The sequence below is a fragment of the Donghicola sp. XS_ASV15 genome, assembly GCF_041224595.1.
Classification (GTDB): Bacteria; Pseudomonadota; Alphaproteobacteria; order Rhodobacterales; family Rhodobacteraceae; genus Donghicola.
In genome coordinates this window covers 1-18,139 of the sequence record NZ_JBGFGN010000044.1, presented here as the reverse complement: position 1 = coordinate 18,139, position 18,139 = coordinate 1, and the positions used below count along the sequence as shown (strand labels likewise).

22 protein-coding genes are annotated in these 18,139 nt (G+C 59.8%); 5 read left to right on the top strand and 17 right to left on the bottom strand.

The genetic code is table 11. From position 1 onward, the window contains the following. Nucleotides 1-40 precede the first annotated feature (40 nt). From AB9K37_RS00660 to AB9K37_RS00590, 15 genes are read right to left on the bottom strand one after another with little or no spacing between them, the layout of a single operon-like run. Nucleotides 41-1,048, bottom strand: coding sequence for a type IV secretion system protein (locus AB9K37_RS00660; RefSeq protein ID WP_092465293.1), 1,008 nt, complete (start codon nt 1,046-1,048; stop codon nt 41-43). 6 nt (nt 1,049-1,054) lie between these two features. Continuing rightward, a complete protein-coding gene (locus AB9K37_RS00655; protein WP_092465292.1) occupies nt 1,055-1,447 on the bottom strand; it encodes a hypothetical protein in 393 nt (130 codons plus the stop codon). Then, on the bottom strand, nt 1,444-1,650 hold the full coding sequence (locus tag AB9K37_RS00650; RefSeq protein WP_092465291.1) for a hypothetical protein: 207 nt from the start codon (nt 1,648-1,650) through the stop codon (nt 1,444-1,446). The genes AB9K37_RS00655 and AB9K37_RS00650 overlap by 4 nt, the downstream gene beginning before the upstream one ends. After that, the gene (locus AB9K37_RS00645; RefSeq protein ID WP_092465290.1) at nt 1,637-2,635 is read right to left on the bottom strand and encodes an ATPase, T2SS/T4P/T4SS family; all 999 of its coding nucleotides are present in this window, start codon (nt 2,633-2,635) and stop codon (nt 1,637-1,639) included. Before AB9K37_RS00645 ends, AB9K37_RS00650 begins: the two co-directional genes overlap by 14 nt. Then, the gene (locus tag AB9K37_RS00640; protein ID WP_092465289.1) at nt 2,636-3,955 is read right to left on the bottom strand and encodes a TrbI/VirB10 family protein; all 1,320 of its coding nucleotides are present in this window, start codon (nt 3,953-3,955) and stop codon (nt 2,636-2,638) included. It abuts the gene before it with no gap. Continuing rightward, on the bottom strand, nt 3,952-4,653 hold the full coding sequence (locus tag AB9K37_RS00635) for a TrbG/VirB9 family P-type conjugative transfer protein (protein ID WP_092465288.1): 702 nt from the start codon (nt 4,651-4,653) through the stop codon (nt 3,952-3,954). The genes AB9K37_RS00640 and AB9K37_RS00635 overlap by 4 nt, the downstream gene beginning before the upstream one ends. A gap of 1 nt (nt 4,654) precedes the next feature. Continuing rightward, nucleotides 4,655-5,308: a virB8 family protein gene (locus AB9K37_RS00630; RefSeq protein WP_092465287.1), complete on the bottom strand. Its 654-nt coding sequence runs from the start codon at nt 5,306-5,308 to the stop codon at nt 4,655-4,657. Nucleotides 5,309-5,321: 13 nt separating this feature from the next. Beyond that, entirely contained in the window at nt 5,322-6,170 is an 849-nt protein-coding gene (locus tag AB9K37_RS00625; protein ID WP_224918593.1) for a type IV secretion system protein, read from the bottom strand. Next, a complete protein-coding gene (locus AB9K37_RS00620) occupies nt 6,170-7,315 on the bottom strand; it encodes a lytic transglycosylase domain-containing protein (protein ID WP_092465286.1) in 1,146 nt (381 codons plus the stop codon). Before AB9K37_RS00620 ends, AB9K37_RS00625 begins: the two co-directional genes overlap by 1 nt. After that, on the bottom strand, nt 7,308-7,532 hold the full coding sequence (locus AB9K37_RS00615; RefSeq protein WP_092465285.1) for a hypothetical protein: 225 nt from the start codon (nt 7,530-7,532) through the stop codon (nt 7,308-7,310). Before AB9K37_RS00615 ends, AB9K37_RS00620 begins: the two co-directional genes overlap by 8 nt. Next, nucleotides 7,529-9,892, bottom strand: a complete 2,364-nt coding sequence (locus tag AB9K37_RS00610; protein ID WP_092465284.1) for a type IV secretion system protein B4 — start codon at nt 9,890-9,892, stop codon at nt 7,529-7,531. Before AB9K37_RS00610 ends, AB9K37_RS00615 begins: the two co-directional genes overlap by 4 nt. Then, on the bottom strand, nt 9,882-10,160 hold the full coding sequence (locus tag AB9K37_RS00605) for a type IV secretion system protein VirB3 (protein ID WP_092465283.1): 279 nt from the start codon (nt 10,158-10,160) through the stop codon (nt 9,882-9,884). The genes AB9K37_RS00610 and AB9K37_RS00605 overlap by 11 nt, the downstream gene beginning before the upstream one ends. A gap of 12 nt (nt 10,161-10,172) precedes the next feature. Beyond that, nucleotides 10,173-10,463 carry a TrbC/VirB2 family protein gene (locus AB9K37_RS00600; RefSeq protein WP_092465282.1) on the bottom strand — a complete coding sequence of 97 codons (291 nt, stop codon included), beginning with the start codon at nt 10,461-10,463 and terminating at the stop codon, nt 10,173-10,175. Next, nucleotides 10,460-11,083 carry a lytic transglycosylase domain-containing protein gene (locus tag AB9K37_RS00595; protein ID WP_092465281.1) on the bottom strand — a complete coding sequence of 208 codons (624 nt, stop codon included), beginning with the start codon at nt 11,081-11,083 and terminating at the stop codon, nt 10,460-10,462. Before AB9K37_RS00595 ends, AB9K37_RS00600 begins: the two co-directional genes overlap by 4 nt. A gap of 43 nt (nt 11,084-11,126) precedes the next feature. After that, complete coding sequence (locus AB9K37_RS00590) at nt 11,127-11,495, bottom strand: hypothetical protein (RefSeq protein WP_092465280.1); 369 nt, start codon at nt 11,493-11,495, stop codon at nt 11,127-11,129. A gap of 176 nt (nt 11,496-11,671) precedes the next feature. On the opposite strand from AB9K37_RS00590, the gene AB9K37_RS00585 reads away from it, so the two are divergent. The 3 genes from AB9K37_RS00585 to repC all read left to right on the top strand — a co-directional run bounded on the left by AB9K37_RS00585 (nt 11,672) and on the right by repC (nt 14,463). After that, a complete protein-coding gene (locus AB9K37_RS00585; protein ID WP_245780557.1) occupies nt 11,672-11,962 on the top strand; it encodes a hypothetical protein in 291 nt (96 codons plus the stop codon). A 209-nt stretch (nt 11,963-12,171) separates the two neighbouring features. Further along, a complete protein-coding gene (locus tag AB9K37_RS00580; RefSeq protein WP_092465279.1) occupies nt 12,172-12,954 on the top strand; it encodes a hypothetical protein in 783 nt (260 codons plus the stop codon). A gap of 318 nt (nt 12,955-13,272) precedes the next feature. Next, on the top strand, nt 13,273-14,463 hold the full coding sequence (gene repC, locus AB9K37_RS00575; RefSeq protein WP_102856271.1) for a replication initiation protein RepC: 1,191 nt from the start codon (nt 13,273-13,275) through the stop codon (nt 14,461-14,463). A gap of 31 nt (nt 14,464-14,494) precedes the next feature. Here repC and AB9K37_RS00570 read toward each other — a convergent pair whose 3' ends face one another. Together AB9K37_RS00570 and AB9K37_RS00565 are read right to left on the bottom strand one after the other, a co-directional pair. Continuing rightward, on the bottom strand, nt 14,495-14,758 hold the full coding sequence (locus tag AB9K37_RS00570; RefSeq protein ID WP_092465277.1) for a hypothetical protein: 264 nt from the start codon (nt 14,756-14,758) through the stop codon (nt 14,495-14,497). Nucleotides 14,759-15,002: 244 nt separating this feature from the next. Further along, entirely contained in the window at nt 15,003-15,818 is an 816-nt protein-coding gene (locus AB9K37_RS00565) for a hypothetical protein (RefSeq protein ID WP_092465276.1), read from the bottom strand. Nucleotides 15,819-16,033: 215 nt separating this feature from the next. Here AB9K37_RS00565 and AB9K37_RS00560 point away from each other — a divergent pair, with 215 nt between their 5' ends. Further along, nucleotides 16,034-16,621: a recombinase family protein gene (locus tag AB9K37_RS00560; protein ID WP_092465275.1), complete on the top strand. Its 588-nt coding sequence runs from the start codon at nt 16,034-16,036 to the stop codon at nt 16,619-16,621. 106 nt (nt 16,622-16,727) lie between these two features. Continuing rightward, a complete protein-coding gene (locus AB9K37_RS00555; protein WP_092465274.1) occupies nt 16,728-16,967 on the top strand; it encodes a hypothetical protein in 240 nt (79 codons plus the stop codon). Nucleotides 16,968-18,139 lie beyond the last annotated feature (1,172 nt).

Here is an 18,139-nt window from a genome sequence, read left to right as displayed (position 1 = left end):
CTTTCCCGAAAAGAGAAAGGCCCGCTTGCGCGGGCCTTTTTCATTGCTTGAGACGTTCAGAGCGAGCAATCATCCTCTGGATTTTCGCCCCCGTTGAGGCCGCGACCGTTCGAGTTCGCATCCCGGCCAGCTCCGCGCCGGTTGCCGTGCCCACCAGAGAGCGATTTTGCGCTTGGGCGCTGCCCATTGCGGCGCGGGCAAACTCGTAGCCTCCACCCATACCGGCGGTCATCGCTGGCATGACAATATTGCCGGAAATCCCCCTGACGATGAATGGCGTGGCGACGATAAAGCCCTTCGCCATGAGAACCATCATGAAGAAGGGGATCAGCGCCCCGATGCTCGATGCGTCGGCGGGATCACCGAGGCGGGCAATCAGAGCTTGGGCAACACCGACGATTGTTGCGAAGATGCCCGCGATGACCACCGGGTAGATCGCGAAAGAGATCACGGCAGAGAGCCACCGGGCGAAGTAGTCTTTCGTCACCTCGAACATGGTCAGGAAGATCATGACCGGGGCCATGCCGATCAGCAGCGAGATCATCAGGCGCGAGGCAACCATAAGAAATGCCGCCAACCCGCCGAGGATCGAGAGAAGAAGGACGCCGAGGGTGTCCAGCAATGCACCGGCCATCCAGTTGAGGTTCGAGCCTGCCGCGTTGAGGTATTCCCCCAGCTCTTCGATGAGCTGGTCAAACTCTTCCGCGAATGTGCCGGAGGGGCCAGGTTCGCCACCCCCGACCGATGCCACGAGAGAACCCGCGATGCTGTCGATCCCGCTCAGGATGCCGTCAGCCAGCCGGTTAAATTCCGTCCAGTTTTGGGCGAAGAGGGCAATCAGCGTGAGCTTGACCATCAGCCAGAATGCAGTCCTGCCGTCGATAGTCCGAACCTGAAAGATCATGTTCAGAAGGATCATGATGATGACCAGCGTGGCCGACACGGTGAGCAAAGTCCCTACCGTTGCCGCGACCGCGCCGAACTGAGTTTCTGCCGCCGAATCCAGATAGTCCTCAGCGGTCGAGACGAAGAAGGTGACGATGCTCATGTGTCGTCACCAGTTGCCTTGTGCTTCGCAGATGGGCTGTGCTGCCCGACGATGCACGTTCGCGGTCCTGCGATAGTCAGAGGTCCGGTCCAGAATTTCGTGACGGCCGAGGCCCGCGTAGTTGGCGAAATAGTAGTCTGAAGCAGCGGCCCAGGACGGGAACCGGGTCGCGCAAGTGCAGTCGCCGCTTTCCACGACCGCGCGGAGGCTCTGCGCCCGATACATCTCTTCCACCAGATTGACCTTGTGCGCGTCCTTCACATTGAAGTTTGTCATCCAGTCAGGTTTCGCGGGACGGTCGGGGCAGATGCGCGGGGCGTTGGTCAGCGTGGGAACGAAATCAGCCGAGGCAATCGAAGGGATCAGGACGGCCAGTGACAAGAGGGCAGGTTTCATCATGCCGCTTCCTCCCGTGGCGCGGCACCTTCATCGAGCTCGCGTTTCAAGAAGACCATCAGCTCGCGGCCCCCCAGGTCGCACGGAACAACCGAAACGACTTCCCAGCCAGAAAGGCCCAGATCGCGAAGAGTGGTCTGCATCTTCGCCTCGTCACGCTTGGACCCGTTCTTGAAGGTCTTCACCTCATTTTCAAACCGCTTCATTGCTCGCTTCCTCCTGCTCTCTGCCCGGTAGGTAAAACTCCGTGATGCCCCGCTCGCCGTTGTGGCGACCGGCTTGAATGATGACGTCGATCGAGCTTTCAATATACTGGATCATGTCAGCGTAGGTCATCGGCACGTCCGTTTTCAGTGCCGCGATAGCAAGCCTTTGCACCGCCAATTGCGGCGTCTCGGCATGAAGCGTCGTCATCGAACCGCCGTGGCCGGTGTTGATCGCTTCAAGGAAGGTCATGGCTTCCCGACCCCGCACCTCACCCAGAACGATGCGATCCGGGCGCATCCGAAGCGTGGAGGTCAACAGCGTGTCGGCCGATTGCATTTCAACGTCGCGGTTGGAGATCAGTGTCACCACATTCGGTTGCGTCGGTAGCAGTTCTGCCGCCTCTTCGATGGTGACGATCCTTTCTTCCTCCCCGACATAGGACAGGATTTTCCGGGCCGCGACGGTCTTCCCTGTCGAGGTGCCGCCCGACACGATCATGTTCAGCTTGTTCTCGACGCAGAATTTGATGGCGGCGTAAATATCGCCGCTCTTGACCACCTTGCGCAGCTCTTTGTTCCGCTCTTGCCGCACGCCTTCCAGGCTCCGCTCCGCACCGTAGAGATATTGCAGCTCAATGCTGTCCAAAGGCAGGGTTGAGAAGAAGCGAAGAGAAATCGACGTGCCGTCCTGCACCGCTGGCGGCTGGATGACCTGCGCCCGGATAGGACGGTTCCGGTAAATGATGCTGACCGAGACAATCGGCTTATCCTTCCCGATGCGCGAGTTCGCGCCCCCGGCAATCTGGTTGCCGAGGTCACGAATTTCCGTCTTGGTCAGGGTTACATCGAGAGGGCGCATGAAGTGATCGCCCTGAAATTCGCCCCACACCCGGCCATCCGGGTTGATGCAAATTTCGATCACATCGTCCCGTGCCGCGTCCGGCAGCTTGTCGAGCGATGCTTGAAGATAGCTCGAAGTCGTCATTCAGAAAATCTCCACGTCACGATCCACCATGACCGTGATGCGCGACCCTTGATCGACATAGATCACCGGGCCGAGCGAGAGGTAGTCGCTCATCACGCTATCGGTCGCGTCTTGGAGATCATCGCCAACGTCTTCAGCCACGTCCGAGGTGGTGTCATCGTCAATTTGCGATGCGGCGACAGTCGGCACCGCGCCGAGCAACGAGATCAGAGCCGCCGAGCCGAACCGTTCACCGAAACGAGTGTCGACAAAGCCCGTCACGCCGGAGCGCCCGAGTTCATCGCCACCAAATGAGCTAATCGTTACGGTCTGGTTGTTCGGCAGGATGATCCTATCCCACGCGACGGTGACGCGCTGTTGGCCCACATCGAGGCCCGAGCGATACCGCCCGATAAGACGGGAGCCGCGCGGGATCAGCACTCGCGACCCGTCATAGGAATGCACATCCTCGGAAATGATAGCCCGCATCTGACCCGGCAGAGAGCTGTCCAGGGCGGTTTCCGTGACGGCTTGGATCATCGTGCCTTGAACCACGGTGTTGCCGGGGTTGGCGATGACTTCGGCCTGCGTGACTTGCGAAGGGGTTGCGCCATTCATCACGAAGTCAGTCACGGCACCGAGGGTTCGTTGCGCCATTTCGCTGCCGTCGCCGCCCGATCCGCTGTTCCCGAAGGCGACCATCGGAGAGTTGATGCGCGCCTCTTGGAACGCTGCCGCTTCAGCGCGACGACGCTCCAACTCGGCCAGTCGGGCATCTTCATCCGAACGCCCCGGCCCCATCGGGTTCTCCTGATCGAGCCGTGCGATTTCCAGCTCGGAGCGGAGGCGCTGTAGCTCACGGTCGCGTTCCGCCATGTCCGCCTGATATTGATTCTGGGCTTCCTCGGAGGCTGCTTGCAGAGCCTCCATCCGCGCGGTCAGAGCTTCCATTGCGGCTGTTGCCTCGCTGTTGTCGGGCGCAGGGGCATTCCGCATTTCTTCAAGCTGGGCTTGCAGCGCGGCAAGCTGCTCCTGAAGGGCCGCATTCTCGGAGCTTTCCACTTCGACAATCTCCGGTTCCGGCGGGGCAGGGGGCGCGAAGGGCGCAATCTCACCGAACCCATCCCCCTCGGCCTGAAACTCAGCCGGTTGCGCCGTCTGCATCGCTGGCTCCTGATCGTCGGAGGGCAGAGCCAGGTAAGCGATAAGACCGATTGCCGCGATCCCTGCGGCACCTGCGATTGCCACCTTGGGCGAGGGCTTCTCGCGTTTCTTGGCGGTGCCCCCGTTGTCAGCTTCGAGCGCGGCAAGCCGCTCTTCAAGATCCTTGTCTTCGCTCATGAGCCCGTGCCTCCTGCGGTGTTTTCCTCAATGCAAACGATGGTGTCGCCAAGGCGCAGCACCCATCGACGGTTCACCCCAGACACGCGAAGAACGCCATCTTCGACCTGTTGGCTGTTCACCGTGCGCTCTCGACCTGACGAATATTGGAAGACGGCAGGGACCGGCGCGTTCGGCGCAAACCGGAAGTAGGTGAAGGTGCCATCATCCCAGACCGTAACCGGCGTGATTTCCGTTCTGCCGCTCGCTGCATAATTATAGTTGGGCGCTCGCTGCGCGACGGCGTTCGTCGGGCGGGCACGGGACTGAGGATATTGGAATTGCACAACGTAGTAGGTGGGCGACGACGACTCCGTGACGTTGAAGTAGTAGCTGCGCTGGTTGGTGTAGACGGTGATGTTCGTGCTGACGCCGCGCGCCAAAGGTTTCACGGCGAAGGCGCGGCCCCCAGGAACGCCGTCGAGCTGAAAGCCCTCGGTGTCCCCTGCGATGATCGAGCGGATGGTTTCGCCCTGTCCAAATTCGACAGAGGTAACATGCGTCAGGCTCACGCGAAGGCGATAGACCTGCCCATCGGTGTAGGTGGCGATGCGGACGCGGCTATCGTGGCTGCCCGCCCGCGGGTTGCTTTCCGCAAAGGCCGGTGCGGTTGCCAGTGCGAGCGCGACAGACAGGAGGCTGGTTTTGAGCAGTTTCATGTTAGTTCTCCAATCTGTCCGAGCGGATCGCGTATTCGGTGACGGTGAAGCCGAAGGGGTTCGTCCAGACCTCATCAATCTGGCGGCGCTCTTCGGGCCGAAAGTCATACATCATCGTCACGGTGAAGAGGCCGGTTTGCGTCCCCTGCTGGGACGCAAGACGCTTGCGAAGGCGCACGGTCGCACGGTTATTGCCGATCCGGTTGATGCTCAGAATTTCCACATCGAGCCGGGCATCCGCGCCGTAGACGGTCGGCGGATAGTTCGAGTTCGCGCTGTTCCAGAGGGACCGCAGACTTGCTTCAGCATTGCCGTCTGACATGGCGAGGATGCGACGCACCCGCACATCGTTGTCGAGTTGGTTGTAAGTCTCGCGCTGCGTGACATAGCGGAATACTTCGGCCTCGATCACGGCCTGATTTTCCGTCACCCGCACCGCTTCAACCGCTGCATTCGGCAAGGCCATGCCGGTGTTGGGGTCATAGGGGACAACAACGGGCGGCGGGTCCACGTCGAGGATCGCGACAGTCGCGGCCCCGAGGCACCCGAGAACACCGAAACCCAACCCGACAAAGGCCAGCTTCTGCCAAAGCTGTTCCCGACGCCGCGCGCCGAAAATCAGCTCTTCCTCAATGATTTCTTGATCCTTAGCCACTTGCCTGCCTCGCTTATTCTGCCGAGAGATCGGGCATGGTGAAGTCCATGAAGCGATCTTCTTCTGCCCGGTCTGCTGCTTCGATGACGCCAGCTTGCCCTTCACCCACGGCACCAACGGCCATGAGCTGGGTAAGAGCGACCAGAGCGATTGCGTTTTCGGCGGTGACACGGGTGTTCAGGTCGATGCTGTCTTTCAGCGTTTCCATGTCCCCGATCATTCCGACGAGTCGATCAACCCGCTCAAGGGACTGGCCCGCCTCGTTGTAGCTGTTCTGTCCTGCGGCCGAGACCATCGCTCCGGTGGTGGCTGCCGTCGCAACACGCTCCGCTCCACCGTTGCCGCTGCGAGCCATTTCCGAGAGAGTGTCTTCATCGAAGCCAGCTTCGGCCAGGACGCGCTCCATCTGAGTGCGGATTTCACCTGATCCCGATCCGGTCAGTCCCGACCAATCGCCGTTCTGGATCGCAGCAATCGTGTCGGTAATGTCGCCAAACTCTTGATCGAGCAGGCCGTTAAGCCACTCTTCCATTTCCGTCTGGATGACTTCGGGAAGGTCCATCAGGCCGGTGAGCGCAGCGTAGGTTTCCTGAAGCTGGGTGTATTGATCTTGGAGCGTCTGGAACTGGTTTTGCAGTTGTAGGAGCTGATCGTTCTGAAGAATTTCATCTTCGATCATCTGTTGAAGCTGACGAATTTCCTGCGCGATATTCTGGGTGTCTACTGTGGGCACCCCTTGCGCGTAGGCGGCGGGGGCTGTGGTCCCGAGAAGCGACACGGGGGCAGCGGCCAAGCCGAGGCCGAGGAAACCGGCGGTTGCGATTTTGCGGACAAGCGCGTTGATCTTCATCGACAGTTTCATCAGTCCAAATCCTCCATGTCGAAATTCATGTATTGCTGTTCACGCTGCCGTTCGGCGGCGAGAGCAACGGTGTGGGCGCTGGCCGTGCGGTTCCGCGCGGCCCGAAGACGGGTCAGATTGGCGACGAGCCGTGCAACTTCCGCACGGGCATAGCTGTTGAGCGCCATAGCCTCTTGAACGTCCTGCGTTTCACCGATCCGCTGGACGATGCTGCGAAGACGGGCAGCCGAGGCTTGAACAGTCGTCATCGAGCTATTGCCGTAGAAGGTCGCGTTAGCCCCGGCGAAGGAGAGGTTCGAGTTCGCCATCAGAGCCGGGTCGATTGTGCCGACCGCATCGCCGCCGCCGCCAAGGGCGAGATACTCATTGTATTTCGCGGGGATCACCTGGACGTAATGCTGGGTTTCCTCAAACGGGGGCACCCCGCCGTAGTTCTGCACGTTCCCCGGTCCTGCGTTGTAGGCGGCAAGACCGTTAATGATGTTGCCGTCGAACATGGCGAGCATCTGGGCGAGGTAGCGAGCGCCGCCCTCAACCTGCAAATAGGGGCTGTCGTAGTAGTCCGGGTAGATGCCGAGATCGCCAGCGGTTGCGGGCATAATCTGCGTCAGACCGAAAGCCCCAACCGGAGAGCGAGCGCCAATCGAGAAGCGGCTTTCCTGCCAGATCAGGGCTTGGAGCATGTAGCGCCATTCCCGAACGGAGAAGCCTGCTTGGGACACGCCCGACAAGCCATGTGTCTCGGACGCGACTTGAATAATCAGCTCTTCGACGTTCTGCGCTGCATCCCCGAACATCTGCGCACCCGCCGGGTTGCTGTCTTCGGGATCAAAGACCACATCGGCCGATTGCTCAGGCTCTTCCCCATCTTCGAGGTCGGCCACCATTTCGGGAATGCCCTGCCCGCCGATGCTGGTCTGGGCATCCAGAATCTGTTCCAGAACGGCAAGCTGCTGCCGCTCGATTTCGTTGATCGCCTCTTGCACCGACAGGGTTTCTCGCTGGGTCGCGAGATCGCTTTCCCGGTGGGCATTCGACGCCTCGTTGCGAATAATCAGGGTGCCATCCACAGTGGGCACACCCTGCGCGAGCGCCGAGCTGGCCCACAGCATAGCCGTGAGGGTCAGGGCCGCGCTTTTAGCCATCGCCAAGGCCCTCCGGCCCGCCGAGGGGCGTGAAGACGCAAGGGGCCGATTTCGTAGAAATACGAGCGGCAGGCGAGGGCTCAGGCGACGCCAGGAACGCCATGCTGTTCGAGCTGCGCGTCACCCGGTCAAAGCAATTCGCTTCGGAGGGGCGATATTCTGCACAGCCCGCCAGCCCGAGACCTGTAATCAAGAAAAGGATTGCGGTGGTTTTCATTCGACCCTCCAAAAATCTTCGCGCTGGCGGTAATCGGCACCCACCAACTGTTCACCTTTTTCCATCCCGCCGAGGACGGTTAGGAGCGGCCCGAGGGCGCTCAGATTTGCGTTAATGCAGACCGACCCTTGGTCATCACGCACCAGCCCAACCCGAGAGGCAGGGCTGGATTCCAGCAGCACGGAAAGCTCTTTCTCGTGCAGGTTCAGCATTTCGTAGTCTGATGCTTTGGCCCGGATGTTCGGGAGCAGGATTTGCGTCGGGACCGCTTCAACGATGGTCTTGCCCGTCCGCGTCTGTTCGAGCTGACTGGCGTATTGCGTCATCATCACAACGACCGCGTTTTGCTTCCGGGCCGTCACGAGCCAGTTGGAGAGACGTTCCGCAAAATAGCCGTTGTCGAGAGCTTTCCACGCTTCATCAATGACGATGATCGTCGGCTTGCGATCCTCAATGACACGCTCCACCCTGCGGAACAGGTAGGACAAAACCGCCATCCGCTCTTTCTCGCTTTCGCTGTCGAGAATGCCGGTCAGGTCGAAGCCGACGACCTCGCCTTTCAGAGAGAAGGTGTCTTCGCGGGTCTGCCCGAAAATCCAGCCGTAGCGGCCTTCGGCGGTCCATTCTTGGAGCCGTTCGTGAAGATCCCCCCCGTCATCGGCCGAGACGAACAGCGACGCCAGGTCATGCCAGTTCCGCAGGTTCGCATCGCTGGCCGTCGCGTTTTGGCGCACCACCTGCTGAATGAGGTTTGTCTGTGCAGGGGTCAGAGGCTTGTCATTGCGGTGGATCAAAGAGGCCAGCCAATCGGAAAGCCACGCCTGCCCCCGTTCATCTACTTCAGTCCAGAGCGGGTTGAGGCCAGTGGCGTCGCCCGCCTTGATCGAGGAATAGCGCCCGCCGTTCGCGCGCACGGCCATTTCCATGCCGAGGCGGTAGTCGAAGACGAAGAGGCGAGCGCCCGCGCGGCGGGCTTGCGTCATCAGGAAGGCCGAGAGGACGGATTTACCTGAACCGGGACGGCCAAGGATCAGCGTGTGACCGCCGGTCGGCTCTTTGTCTGGCGATCCCAGCTCATGGTAGTTGAACCGGAAGGCCGAGGACTCCGGCGTCGGGAACATCGAGATCACTTTGCCCCACGGCACCTGTTCCGCGTTCTTTCCAAGCGGGGTGCGGTGGAAGGCTGCGAAGTCTGCGAAGTTGCGGTTCGTCACCGCCCCTTTGCGGCTACGCGCGTGAGCGTTGCCGGGGTGTTGCGCAAAGTAGTGGGTTGCGCTGGCGAACCCTTCCGAGACCAAGTTCACACCTTCGGTCGAAGCCGTGTTCTTGATTTCGCCGCCGATGCTGGAAAGCTGTTCTTCGCTGTCTGCGAAGACGGCCACCGTCATGTGATGATCGCCAAAGCTGAGGCGCTTTGACTCAAGATCATCAAGGGCGGTCGGCAGTTCGTCGGTCAGAGAGAAAGCGCCATCGCTGGCCGAGGCCCGCATCTTCATCATCCGCTTGATGCGCCCCGCCATCCAGTTGCTATTGATCGGGGTGAAGCTGTGGGTGACGATCATATCGACCGGCAGGTTCAGTTCATCGAACATCGTGCAATGGGTCTTCTCGGGGTAATCCTTCACCGCGAAGATCGAGCCGACACGCGAGCCGGTCGCGCCCTCAGACAGATAGAACCTATCGCCTTTGAAGGTGACACGAGTATTCGCGACGTTCTCCGACACGATGCTGGTCGCGGCACCTCGATAGAGAGGCAGTTCTTGTCCCGTGTTCAGAGAACCGAGAAAGCCGAGCAGTTCCCCGGACGGTTCATCCAGCAGCCGCGGGTTCATGTCCCCGAAGGAAGACATGAGAAAACGGACGACCTCTTGAAGCCGCGCGAGACGCTTTTCCGTCTGCGAGCGCAGCAGCTCCACGGACTTTGCAGCCCGGAAGGGAAGTTTTGAGCCTACTGGCGGGCGGTTCAGAACCGTCAGGGTCAGTGTCTTGTCGCGCAGTTGGCTGTCATTGAGGGACTGGCGCCAGCGACGATCAACCGCAGCAGCGAAAGTGTCACCTTCCACCGGGTCGAGATCGACGTTGATAGCCTTAGAAACCTTGTGGACGTAGAAAGAGCATTCCGGGCCGATCCGGGCGATGACGGACGCGAAAAGGGCGCGAGTGCGATCCAGGTATGCGTCATCCGTGGTGTCGCTATTCACGCCATCCAAGCGGATGCACTGGAACAGTTCGTTGCCGCGTGTCCGCACCGTCTGTTCGTCAACGAGGCTGATGTAGGGGAGCATCTTGCCGAGCTTCGCTTCCCGGCCAAACCAAGTCGGAAGCAAACTGCGGGCGTCATAATTCGTATCACGGGGCATAGCTGTCTCCACCGTGGATTTTCCGGTTAACTGTCGGGCGGGTGACTTGCAGCGTGGTAACGACCACGTTCAGGAAGTTTTCGTCCCAATCAGCGGCTTTCCAGAGCAAGGGGTAGGCCGCCGCCGCGAGAGCGACGACCAACCAATGCTGAACCCAGACAAAGATCAGAACAGACCCGAACAGCCAGACCATCGCGTACATGATGGGCAGCCCAAAGAGCTTGGGAGGTCGCACTAGGCCGAGGAAGAGACGAGACTGTTCTGCCATTTTAGGGCTCCTTTAGTTCGACCAGATTGCCGCGACGATCGTGGGCGCTGCCGCGATGCCGGCGATCCCGACCAAGACCCACATGGCTTGGCGGAGGTCGATGATGTTGAAGAGCCAGGACAGGAACACGGCAATCACGGCGAGGGTGCCGATGACGATGCCGAGCGGGCCGGTGATGGCGTCAACGATGCCTTGCAGCATCGCTTGGACCGGCGACAGGTCGATACTCTGCGCCAGTGCCGGTTGCGCCGCGAACAGCAGAATCCCGCAGATCGCGACGAGGGCGTTAATGTTAGGCTTCATGAATGTTCTCCTTCGAGCCTGTTGAAAACGGCCAGCACGCGGCTGACGTGGTTTTGCGTTTCCCGGAAGGGTGGGATGCCGCGATGGCGCTCTACCGCATCGGGGCCAGCGTTGTAGGCTGCCAATGCAAGTCGAGCGTCCCCGAAACGAGCCAGCATCATGAGGAGATACCGGGCTGACCCGTCGAGGTTCTGTTGCCAGTCGTGCGGATCGACCCCGAGGTCAGCCGCTGTCGCTGGCATAAGCTGCCCCAGCCCGATTGCACCCACATGACTACGGGCGTTCGGGTTGTAGGCGCTTTCAATTTCGATGTTCGATTGGAAGAGCAGCCGCCATTCCGTCACGGTCATATCCGCGCGGCGCAGAGCCGGGTGGCTCGCATAGCGAAGGGCGGTCTGGTCGATGGCGTTCAAGATCGCAGGACGGGGCGTCACGGCGCGGGGTGCTATCGCAGCAACGCGGAACGATCCGTCTTCTTCGGCCTCTTCTTCCCGGCCCCCGAACAGCATCAGCTCGTCGGAGGCCGAACCTTGGCCTACACCATCATTGTAGTTTCTTGAGAAGTTCGTTTGAGGGGTGGAAGCGCGGAGCGAGCCGTCACCTTCCATCACCAGCACCATGCCCTGAGCCAGAGCTACGGTGCAGGAGAGCGCGAGGGCCGCACTACTCGCTGCTAGATAGCTTGCCGCCGTTCGGCAGACAGTGGACGGCTCGACCGCCCTTTTGCATGGGAATGTGTATCTGGTCGAACCCGAACCCTTCGAGGAACGAGATGAGGCCGTTTGCGGTCTTGAAGATGCGCAGAGGGATTTCCTCAGGCTGCTTGTTCCACCGCCGACCCGGCACAAGGAGTTTTTCGACCGATCTGTCCTCGGTGACAGCACGGATGAACCACTCACCATACCAGACGGCATTTTTGCGGAACGCTGGGGTTTTACAAACAACCTCAGCTTGATACCCCTGCTGCAAGAGGACCTTGAACTGCGTCTCTGTAACCACATTAGGCGCTTCTTTGTTTAGGTCTGTCCTCACGGTCGGCGCTTTCCTTTTGGCTAACGGACCGCGAACCCTTCTCGGGCACTACAGTCCTACGACATTATAAGATGGGGTGCAACATTGTAATGTTGCGTTTCCCAAAGAGATTTGCTCTAACCCTTGCATACACAACCGACCATCAATTCCCAAGTGATCTAAAGGGATAGCGCAGGATGACCCAACGGGCTAGAGCGGGCTACATGCTTATAATATCGTCTATTTTTCTGGCTTCAGAAGTGCAAGCAGATACCTGTTTTCCACCTGAAAGGCCGTTTCTTCCTGCTGAGATTGATGCAGCGCGCGAGTATCGCGACCTCATCTATGAGGACTACCAGCGATACTTCGAGGACTTCAGCGCCTACCTTCAGTGCTTGGATGAAGAGCGGGCGCGAGCCTTCCAGGAAGGGCAAGAAGTCAGCGAGGAATACCGGCGGTTCTTCGATCAGGTGGTGAAAACGGACTGAACCCGCTCTGGTTGAGCGGATTTTCGCTTATAAAAATAGTCAACATTACCCGCCGGGGAGGTGCTGCCTCGTGCATCCTTGCACCTGATCTTACACTTCGCCCCGACTTTTCCGCTCCTATCCTGTTGCAAAACGGGGCATGGACCCCTTAAGACAATATTATAACGCTGCGCACCTCCTTATAGCGTTGCCAACCCGATGGAGATACCATGATAAAGTTGCTCCGCACCACAGCCCTTGCCGCAGCCGTCGCGGCGTCCAGCTTTGTCGCGGCCCCGGAGCGGGCGCAGGCGCAGAGCTATCAGATCGACTGTGCCATCCTCCTTTGCCTCTCAGGCGGCTGGCCTGCATCCGTCCCCTGCACCCGAGCGCGGGCCGAGTTCATCCGCCGCATCACTCCTTGGCCTGTCGAGCCGCCTCTTCAGATTTGGCGCTGCCCAATGGGCGCATCTTTCAACGTCGATCCGTCCGAGCTTAACCGGACGCGCATCTATGACATTCTCATGGAAGGCAACAGATCGACCCCGCGTCAGTCTTTCCCGAGCGCACCACTCACGGATTATGCGCTTGAGCCCCAGCCCGCCGTTGTCCGCAGGACAGGCGGGCTGGCGGGGGCTCTTCCCGAGGGCTTCGCCTTGCAGTTTGTTGACGGTGAATACAGCGACGAGAACGGAACCGCCGACATTGACATCAGCGGCAACGAGTTCGATTTCGTGCGCTCGATCCGCGTCTTCAACGTGACGAGCGCCTATCAACGATACTCGGGCGGCGACAACGACGAATGCCGCCGTAGCGCCAGCGTCCGCCTCGGCTCCTACGGCACTCAAGGCGATTTCCACTGGTCGCGGGCATCCGTGTCCGACTTGCCCGAAGCACATACAGGGATGGAGCGATACGGGGAGGACTGTCCGTCTATCTTCCGTCATCGCTCGGTGTTCGTTGAGTGGCGCGACTACCAGGGCAATTATGGCTTCGAGCAGGTCAACTACTAAGCGTAGTGCCGCACAGAGGCGCGCGATACTATAATTGCGACAGGCATCTAAAGAGAGTATGCCTGTCGTGAACGATCATCAGAATCGAACAGGCACAGGAGCAGAAACCCCAACAAAGAGAAACCCCCCGCAAGGCGGCTACCTAGCGAGGGGGGGCTTTAGAACCTAGGAATTGGCGTTCCGAACGGTCCAACACAATCTGTTTTCAGGACTGGTTCTATCACCCTCCCAACATCCGAACAAGCAAAAACCGCATCTGTGCGAACAGGACGATTTTGCGCTGCCGCCTTGTCCATCGAGCAGAAAAAGGACAGGGAAATGAACCACTCACCACAAGTCGCGTTGCCGCAGGGGATGACCCGCCGTGACGTTATCGCAGTCATCAGCGAGGTCGGGCGCGACCTGAAACTTAGCGCAGCAGCCGTCTACATTCTGACCAAGCTCATAGGCAGCACCAGCGCCAAGGATTGGGCCGAACCCGGTGCCGAACCCGTCTTCTACGGCACCCAGGAGACGATGGCGGAACGCTGTCACTTGACGGCTCGGCAGATGCGCTCGCATGAGCGCACCTTCGAGCGGTGTGGCTTGCTCATCCGTGACACTAAGGCGAACGGCGCGCGTGAGGCTGGGACGGGCCGGGGCCTTGTCTTTACCCCTCTCAAAGCGCGCTTCGCTGACCTACTCGCTCTGCGTGACCAGAAGCGCGAGACGACGAACAGGATCAAGGAGCTGAAGAGCCTTCGCAGTGTCCGCCTTCGCCGCATGAAGGAGGGGATCGCCCGTCTTTCCCCCGAAGCACTGGACGACGAGGTGATTGCCTCAATCCTCGCCCGTTACAATGCGTGGCCTCGTTCTGATCGCCTGCACTCCCTCGGGATCGACCAGCTCGAACGCCACATTCAGGACGCCACAGACCTTTGCGAAGAGCTTGAAGAACGGCTTGAAAACCTACCCGAATCTTCCTGTGAACCGGCGATTTCCTTCCGGTCTCTATTACAAGAGGACAACCAGAAGAATCCTCCTGTAATCTGTAACGCCAACGTCGATGAAAGGAGCGCGGGCAAGCCCGCGCACTCAGATTTGCTTAGATCGGAACCTAGCGGTTCCGATGATTGCAGAGAAAATAAGTGTGGGGTGGAGAGCGGTGTTATCAACCCCAAACTTGAGGCGCTGATGCAACCGGAGCAGCTTTTCAAGCTCGCTTCCGATGACTTCCAGACAGCTCTAGCACTCCGCACCAACCGGATCACCACCGAGGCGATTATCGACGCCGCGCATGACATGCTGACCCCTCTCGGGATCAACTATTCCGCATGGCGAGCAGCGTGTGGAGCTATGGGCCGCCACGCGGCCGCGCTTTGCATCCTGGTCCTTGATGCGAACCGCGATCATCCTCAGACGCCCGTGCGCAATCCCGGCGGTTTCCTACGCGGTATGATCCGTGCCCAGAAGCGCGGAAATCTCAACCTGACAGGCAGCCTTATCGGGTTGCAGCGGCGGCGGGGCTAGGAAACCCGCCGTGCCGAGATTTTCTGCCCGCTTAGCCGTTCTGACCGTCCGACCGGGAGGGATTGCAGCTATACATGCCGATTTCCGCGCCATCGCTGTCACGCGCAATGACCGTGCCGTCGATCGGTGTTGCGCCGCCCGCCGGTTCGAGCGGGCGCAGGTCGGGTTCAGCCGTCACACCTTGGAAGGTCCGAAGCGCCGCAAGCTCACAAGCCCTGTCGTCGTCAAATTCTGCCGTGATGACTTCCGAGCCAGACTGCAAGTTGAACAGCACCAGGATCAGGATGATTTTCATGATGGGTTCCTTTCTACGAAAGAAGGCCGGCACCTGTCGGTCCCGGCCTTCATGGAGAACAGCGCATGACGCTTTCACCTTCCACGACCATCGGCATCCCTGCCTGTATCGCACTATCGGCAATATCATAATGTTGAGCGCAAAACAATAAGGTTGCGCATTCTTCGCCATTCATCTTCCTGAAAATATCCTCGGGGGGAGGGCCGGAGGACCGGGGGGCAGACGGCCCCCCTGCCTTCTCGAATTACTCTTCCGAAAGCGCGGTCCTGTAGTCGGCGGTGACAGCTTCCACCCTTTCGATCTGCTGGTCGATTTTTTCGAGGTCAATGCGCGGGAGCGAAGGGACAGAAGCGAACATGAGCTGGTTGGCGTCGGGGATCTCGAAGCTCGCGACTCTTTCCTCAAAAGCGGCCAGTTGGCCCGCTTCAACGCGAAGAGTTTCGCCGGTGCAAGCGGAGGGCAAACCACGGTTGAACAGGCTATGAACCCGGTTCTTTGCTTGGAGTTCTTCTCGAAGTCCACGCAGCGTTTCACAGGCTGGTGCTAGAACCTCCCGTCGAGCCTCGAACGCGCTTCGCAGTTCTTGCGCTTGTGCTGTGACCTCGGCCAGCTCTGCCCCCATTTTTTCTATCCGAGCCGCGGCCTCGGCTTCGCGTTGCGCTGCCCGCTCAGCCTCTTCCGCCTCGCGCTGCGTCTCGCGCTCTGCCGCTTGAGCGTCATCGAGCGCGATGATCCGTTGAGCCAGGTCCTCACGGTCGAAGTCGCTCACCTGAAGCTCTGTGCTGTTCCTGCGCGGGTCATCGAGCCAGCCTTGAAGCTGTTTTCTGCATTCGGTTTTCATCATTCCCATCACATCGCCGGGAACGTCGCGATAGACAGCCTCGTTCACCCCTCCCAGAACTTCGACGCATTCGCGCGTCCCTTCTGTGATCTGGGCGGGGCTGCTGCCGTTGCCCAAGAGGGATAGGAGCTGGTCATCGGTGATTTCAGAAATGTCCGTCTTGCAGCCTGCCAGCGCCAGGGCGGCGCAACCTGCCATGAAAGTCTTGTAGTATCCCATCGTTACCTCGCCTCGTCCTTTTCCCACAGGATACCGGACCACAGCTCAAAGTTGAATCCTCTCCCGGTCAGATCGGCAGCATCGCGCCTCAATCTCTGTGTGCAAAAACGGTCGTTTTTGAACAGCTCCGCTGTTGTAGTTCAAAAACTAGCCCTTGCGATTTTTGAACACTCCCTTACTTTTGAACAGGGTTTTTCGACAGTGCGGGGCACATCATGACAGCTCAAGGCCGCGTTTTTGCCTACGTCCGTGTCTCCACCATTGGGCAGACTGTCGCGGGGCAGCTCCAAGAGATCGCGGCGGCAGGTTTTCAGCCGCCGGAATACCGTGTCGTTTCCGAGACAATTTCCGGGAGCATTCCAGCCATGCAGCGGCCAGAGTTCGCGCGCTTGGTTGATCGTCTCGAACCGGGCGATATTCTCGTGGTGTCCAAGCTGGATCGGCTTGGCCGCGACGCCATCGACGTGACCGAAACGGTTTCGGCTCTCTCAAAAATTCCTGTCCGAGTTCATTGTCTTGCCCTGGGTGGAACAGACCTGACCAGCTCATCGGGGCAGCTCACCATGAATGTCCTTAACGCGGTCGCACAGTTCGAGCGCGATTTGCTGCGCGAGCGGACACATGCCGGGTTGCAAGCAGCAAAGGCCAAGGGGAAACGTCTCGGTCGGCCAAAAGCCTTAAGCGCCTCCGAGATTGCCATCGCAAAAGAAGCAATCCGGCTCGGAGAGCCAATTGCCTCTATCTCTAGGCGTTTGAACGTCAGCCGAGCTACGATTGCCAGGGTTCGTGACGCCAGCGACTAGGAAAGGATCAGGTCAGAACTTCAGGATCGGTGCCAGGCAAGGGCAAACTTCCCGGAGGCAGTCCTTTTCCACTTCGAGTGGGGGCTATCTCAACCGGGCGCGACCCTTGAGCGAGCCAGCGACTTACGACGATTATCTCATCTTGCAGATCGCATCTCTTCTCAAGGATGCCGTTTATTCTCGGCCGATCTTCAAGGTTCTGACTGTTGAAAACACGAAGGGCGGATACAAGTGTCCGATCATGCTGTTTCAACTTTCGTTGCCGTTTAAGCAGGCGGAGGCGTTCACCGAAACCAATATTTCTCATCATCATCCAACTGATTCCTTTGGTTTTCATTGCCGCTAAATCGCGTTCAATTGGTTAGCCTCAGCGGCGCAGGTTCAATTTTTCTGATTACATGGAATTTTACCTTATCGAGACTCGTGTTGCCAGATTTCAGTTATGGATCCGCATTCGTCGCATACCATCGTATGCGCAGCGCCTGCCCGGTGGTCCGGAGACGGGCCAGGCGCAACCTCTCTCCGGGCGTCCGCCGGGACGAAACCCGGCGCGGGTAGTCCGAAGGGGCAAGGCCCTTTCGGGGTCGGTCCAGGGCGACAAGGCTCTGGCGGTGGGGGTCCATGGGGGGGGCGAGCGGTTGCCCTTCCTGGCCGCTTCTCAGGGCGGTCCCTGAGCGGGGGATGGTGTCGGAAGGGGGCTGGTCCCCTCTCCCGACGCGGGGAGGTTTCGGAACCCCGGAGGGGGTTGCCGAACCAGGGTGCAGGGGCCCGGAGGCCTCCTGCCCGGTCCCGATTTCGGGGCCGGGTGCGCGCGGGTTTGCTAGCAAACCCATAAGTGCACACTAGATAAAATCTACTCTGAGACGACCGGAATTTCAACCTGCCCTCAACGCTCGCTCCAACCTCCGCCGGGTCCGGGATGGCCAATCCCGGTCGGGAGCCCAAGCTCTCGAACACGATGGGGCCAACGCCCTTCGTGAGGCTCGCTCGACGGACGGCTGCCAGGCTGCTCCTGAGAACGAGCCTTTCGGCAAGAACGGGGGTGGGGAGCCGCGAGCGAGCTTGGCTGAAGCCAGGGGCGGCTCGCGGGGCGTTTCATAGGGCAGGAACGCACACTCCCCGGCGCGACCCTAACCCTGCCGGATGAAAGCACGCAGATGAAGGTGAACGGGAATGCTCTGCCCCCTCCCCTGCCCTGCGCCGCGAAGAAGGCTCGACGGGACTGCCCGGCGGCTGCGGTTCGAGGCACTACCGGCGACGTCGTCGGCCGCCACCTGCCAGAGCGGTTTCCAGCTGTGAGACCTGCCGGAGCCTCCGCCCTTCGGTGGACACCCTCCGGACTTTGAAACGCCGGTTGGCTCCACCGCATCGCCGCAAGGGGCATTGCCCCGACACGGCCTATCGGGAACAGGAGGGCAGGAAGATGGGAACCAGGTTCATGATCGACGCACTCACCATCGGCGCACTCGTCGGCGGGTTGATCCTCGCCAGAGAGCGGGCCGCAGAGAGCTTCGCCAC

Coding starts and splice junctions, on each gene's coding strand:
- AB9K37_RS00640 (WP_092465289.1), bottom strand. CDS start 3,955: ATGAGCGAAGACAAGGATCTTGAAGAGCGGCTTGCCGCGCTCGAAGCT.
- AB9K37_RS00610 (WP_092465284.1), bottom strand. CDS start 9,892: ATGCCCCGTGATACGAATTATGACGCCCGCAGTTTGCTTCCGACTTGG.
- AB9K37_RS00615 (WP_092465285.1), bottom strand. CDS start 7,532: ATGAAAACCACCGCAATCCTTTTCTTGATTACAGGTCTCGGGCTGGCG.
- AB9K37_RS00635 (WP_092465288.1), bottom strand. CDS start 4,653: ATGAAACTGCTCAAAACCAGCCTCCTGTCTGTCGCGCTCGCACTGGCA.
- AB9K37_RS00600 (WP_092465282.1), bottom strand. CDS start 10,463: ATGAAGCCTAACATTAACGCCCTCGTCGCGATCTGCGGGATTCTGCTG.
- AB9K37_RS00620 (WP_092465286.1), bottom strand. CDS start 7,315: ATGGCTAAAAGCGCGGCCCTGACCCTCACGGCTATGCTGTGGGCCAGC.
- AB9K37_RS00595 (WP_092465281.1), bottom strand. CDS start 11,083: ATGGTGCTGGTGATGGAAGGTGACGGCTCGCTCCGCGCTTCCACCCCT.
- AB9K37_RS00655 (WP_092465292.1), bottom strand. CDS start 1,447: ATGATGAAACCTGCCCTCTTGTCACTGGCCGTCCTGATCCCTTCGATT.
- AB9K37_RS00565 (WP_092465276.1), bottom strand. CDS start 15,818: ATGGGATACTACAAGACTTTCATGGCAGGTTGCGCCGCCCTGGCGCTG.
- repC (WP_102856271.1), top strand. CDS start 13,273: ATGAACCACTCACCACAAGTCGCGTTGCCGCAGGGGATGACCCGCCGT.
- AB9K37_RS00580 (WP_092465279.1), top strand. CDS start 12,172: ATGATAAAGTTGCTCCGCACCACAGCCCTTGCCGCAGCCGTCGCGGCG.
- AB9K37_RS00605 (WP_092465283.1), bottom strand. CDS start 10,160: ATGGCAGAACAGTCTCGTCTCTTCCTCGGCCTAGTGCGACCTCCCAAG.
- AB9K37_RS00660 (WP_092465293.1), bottom strand. CDS start 1,048: ATGAGCATCGTCACCTTCTTCGTCTCGACCGCTGAGGACTATCTGGAT.
- AB9K37_RS00625 (WP_224918593.1), bottom strand. CDS start 6,170: ATGAAACTGTCGATGAAGATCAACGCGCTTGTCCGCAAAATCGCAACC.
- AB9K37_RS00560 (WP_092465275.1), top strand. CDS start 16,034: ATGACAGCTCAAGGCCGCGTTTTTGCCTACGTCCGTGTCTCCACCATT.
- AB9K37_RS00645 (WP_092465290.1), bottom strand. CDS start 2,635: ATGACGACTTCGAGCTATCTTCAAGCATCGCTCGACAAGCTGCCGGAC.
- AB9K37_RS00650 (WP_092465291.1), bottom strand. CDS start 1,650: ATGAAGCGGTTTGAAAATGAGGTGAAGACCTTCAAGAACGGGTCCAAG.
- AB9K37_RS00585 (WP_245780557.1), top strand. CDS start 11,672: ATGACCCAACGGGCTAGAGCGGGCTACATGCTTATAATATCGTCTATT.
- AB9K37_RS00570 (WP_092465277.1), bottom strand. CDS start 14,758: ATGAAAATCATCCTGATCCTGGTGCTGTTCAACTTGCAGTCTGGCTCG.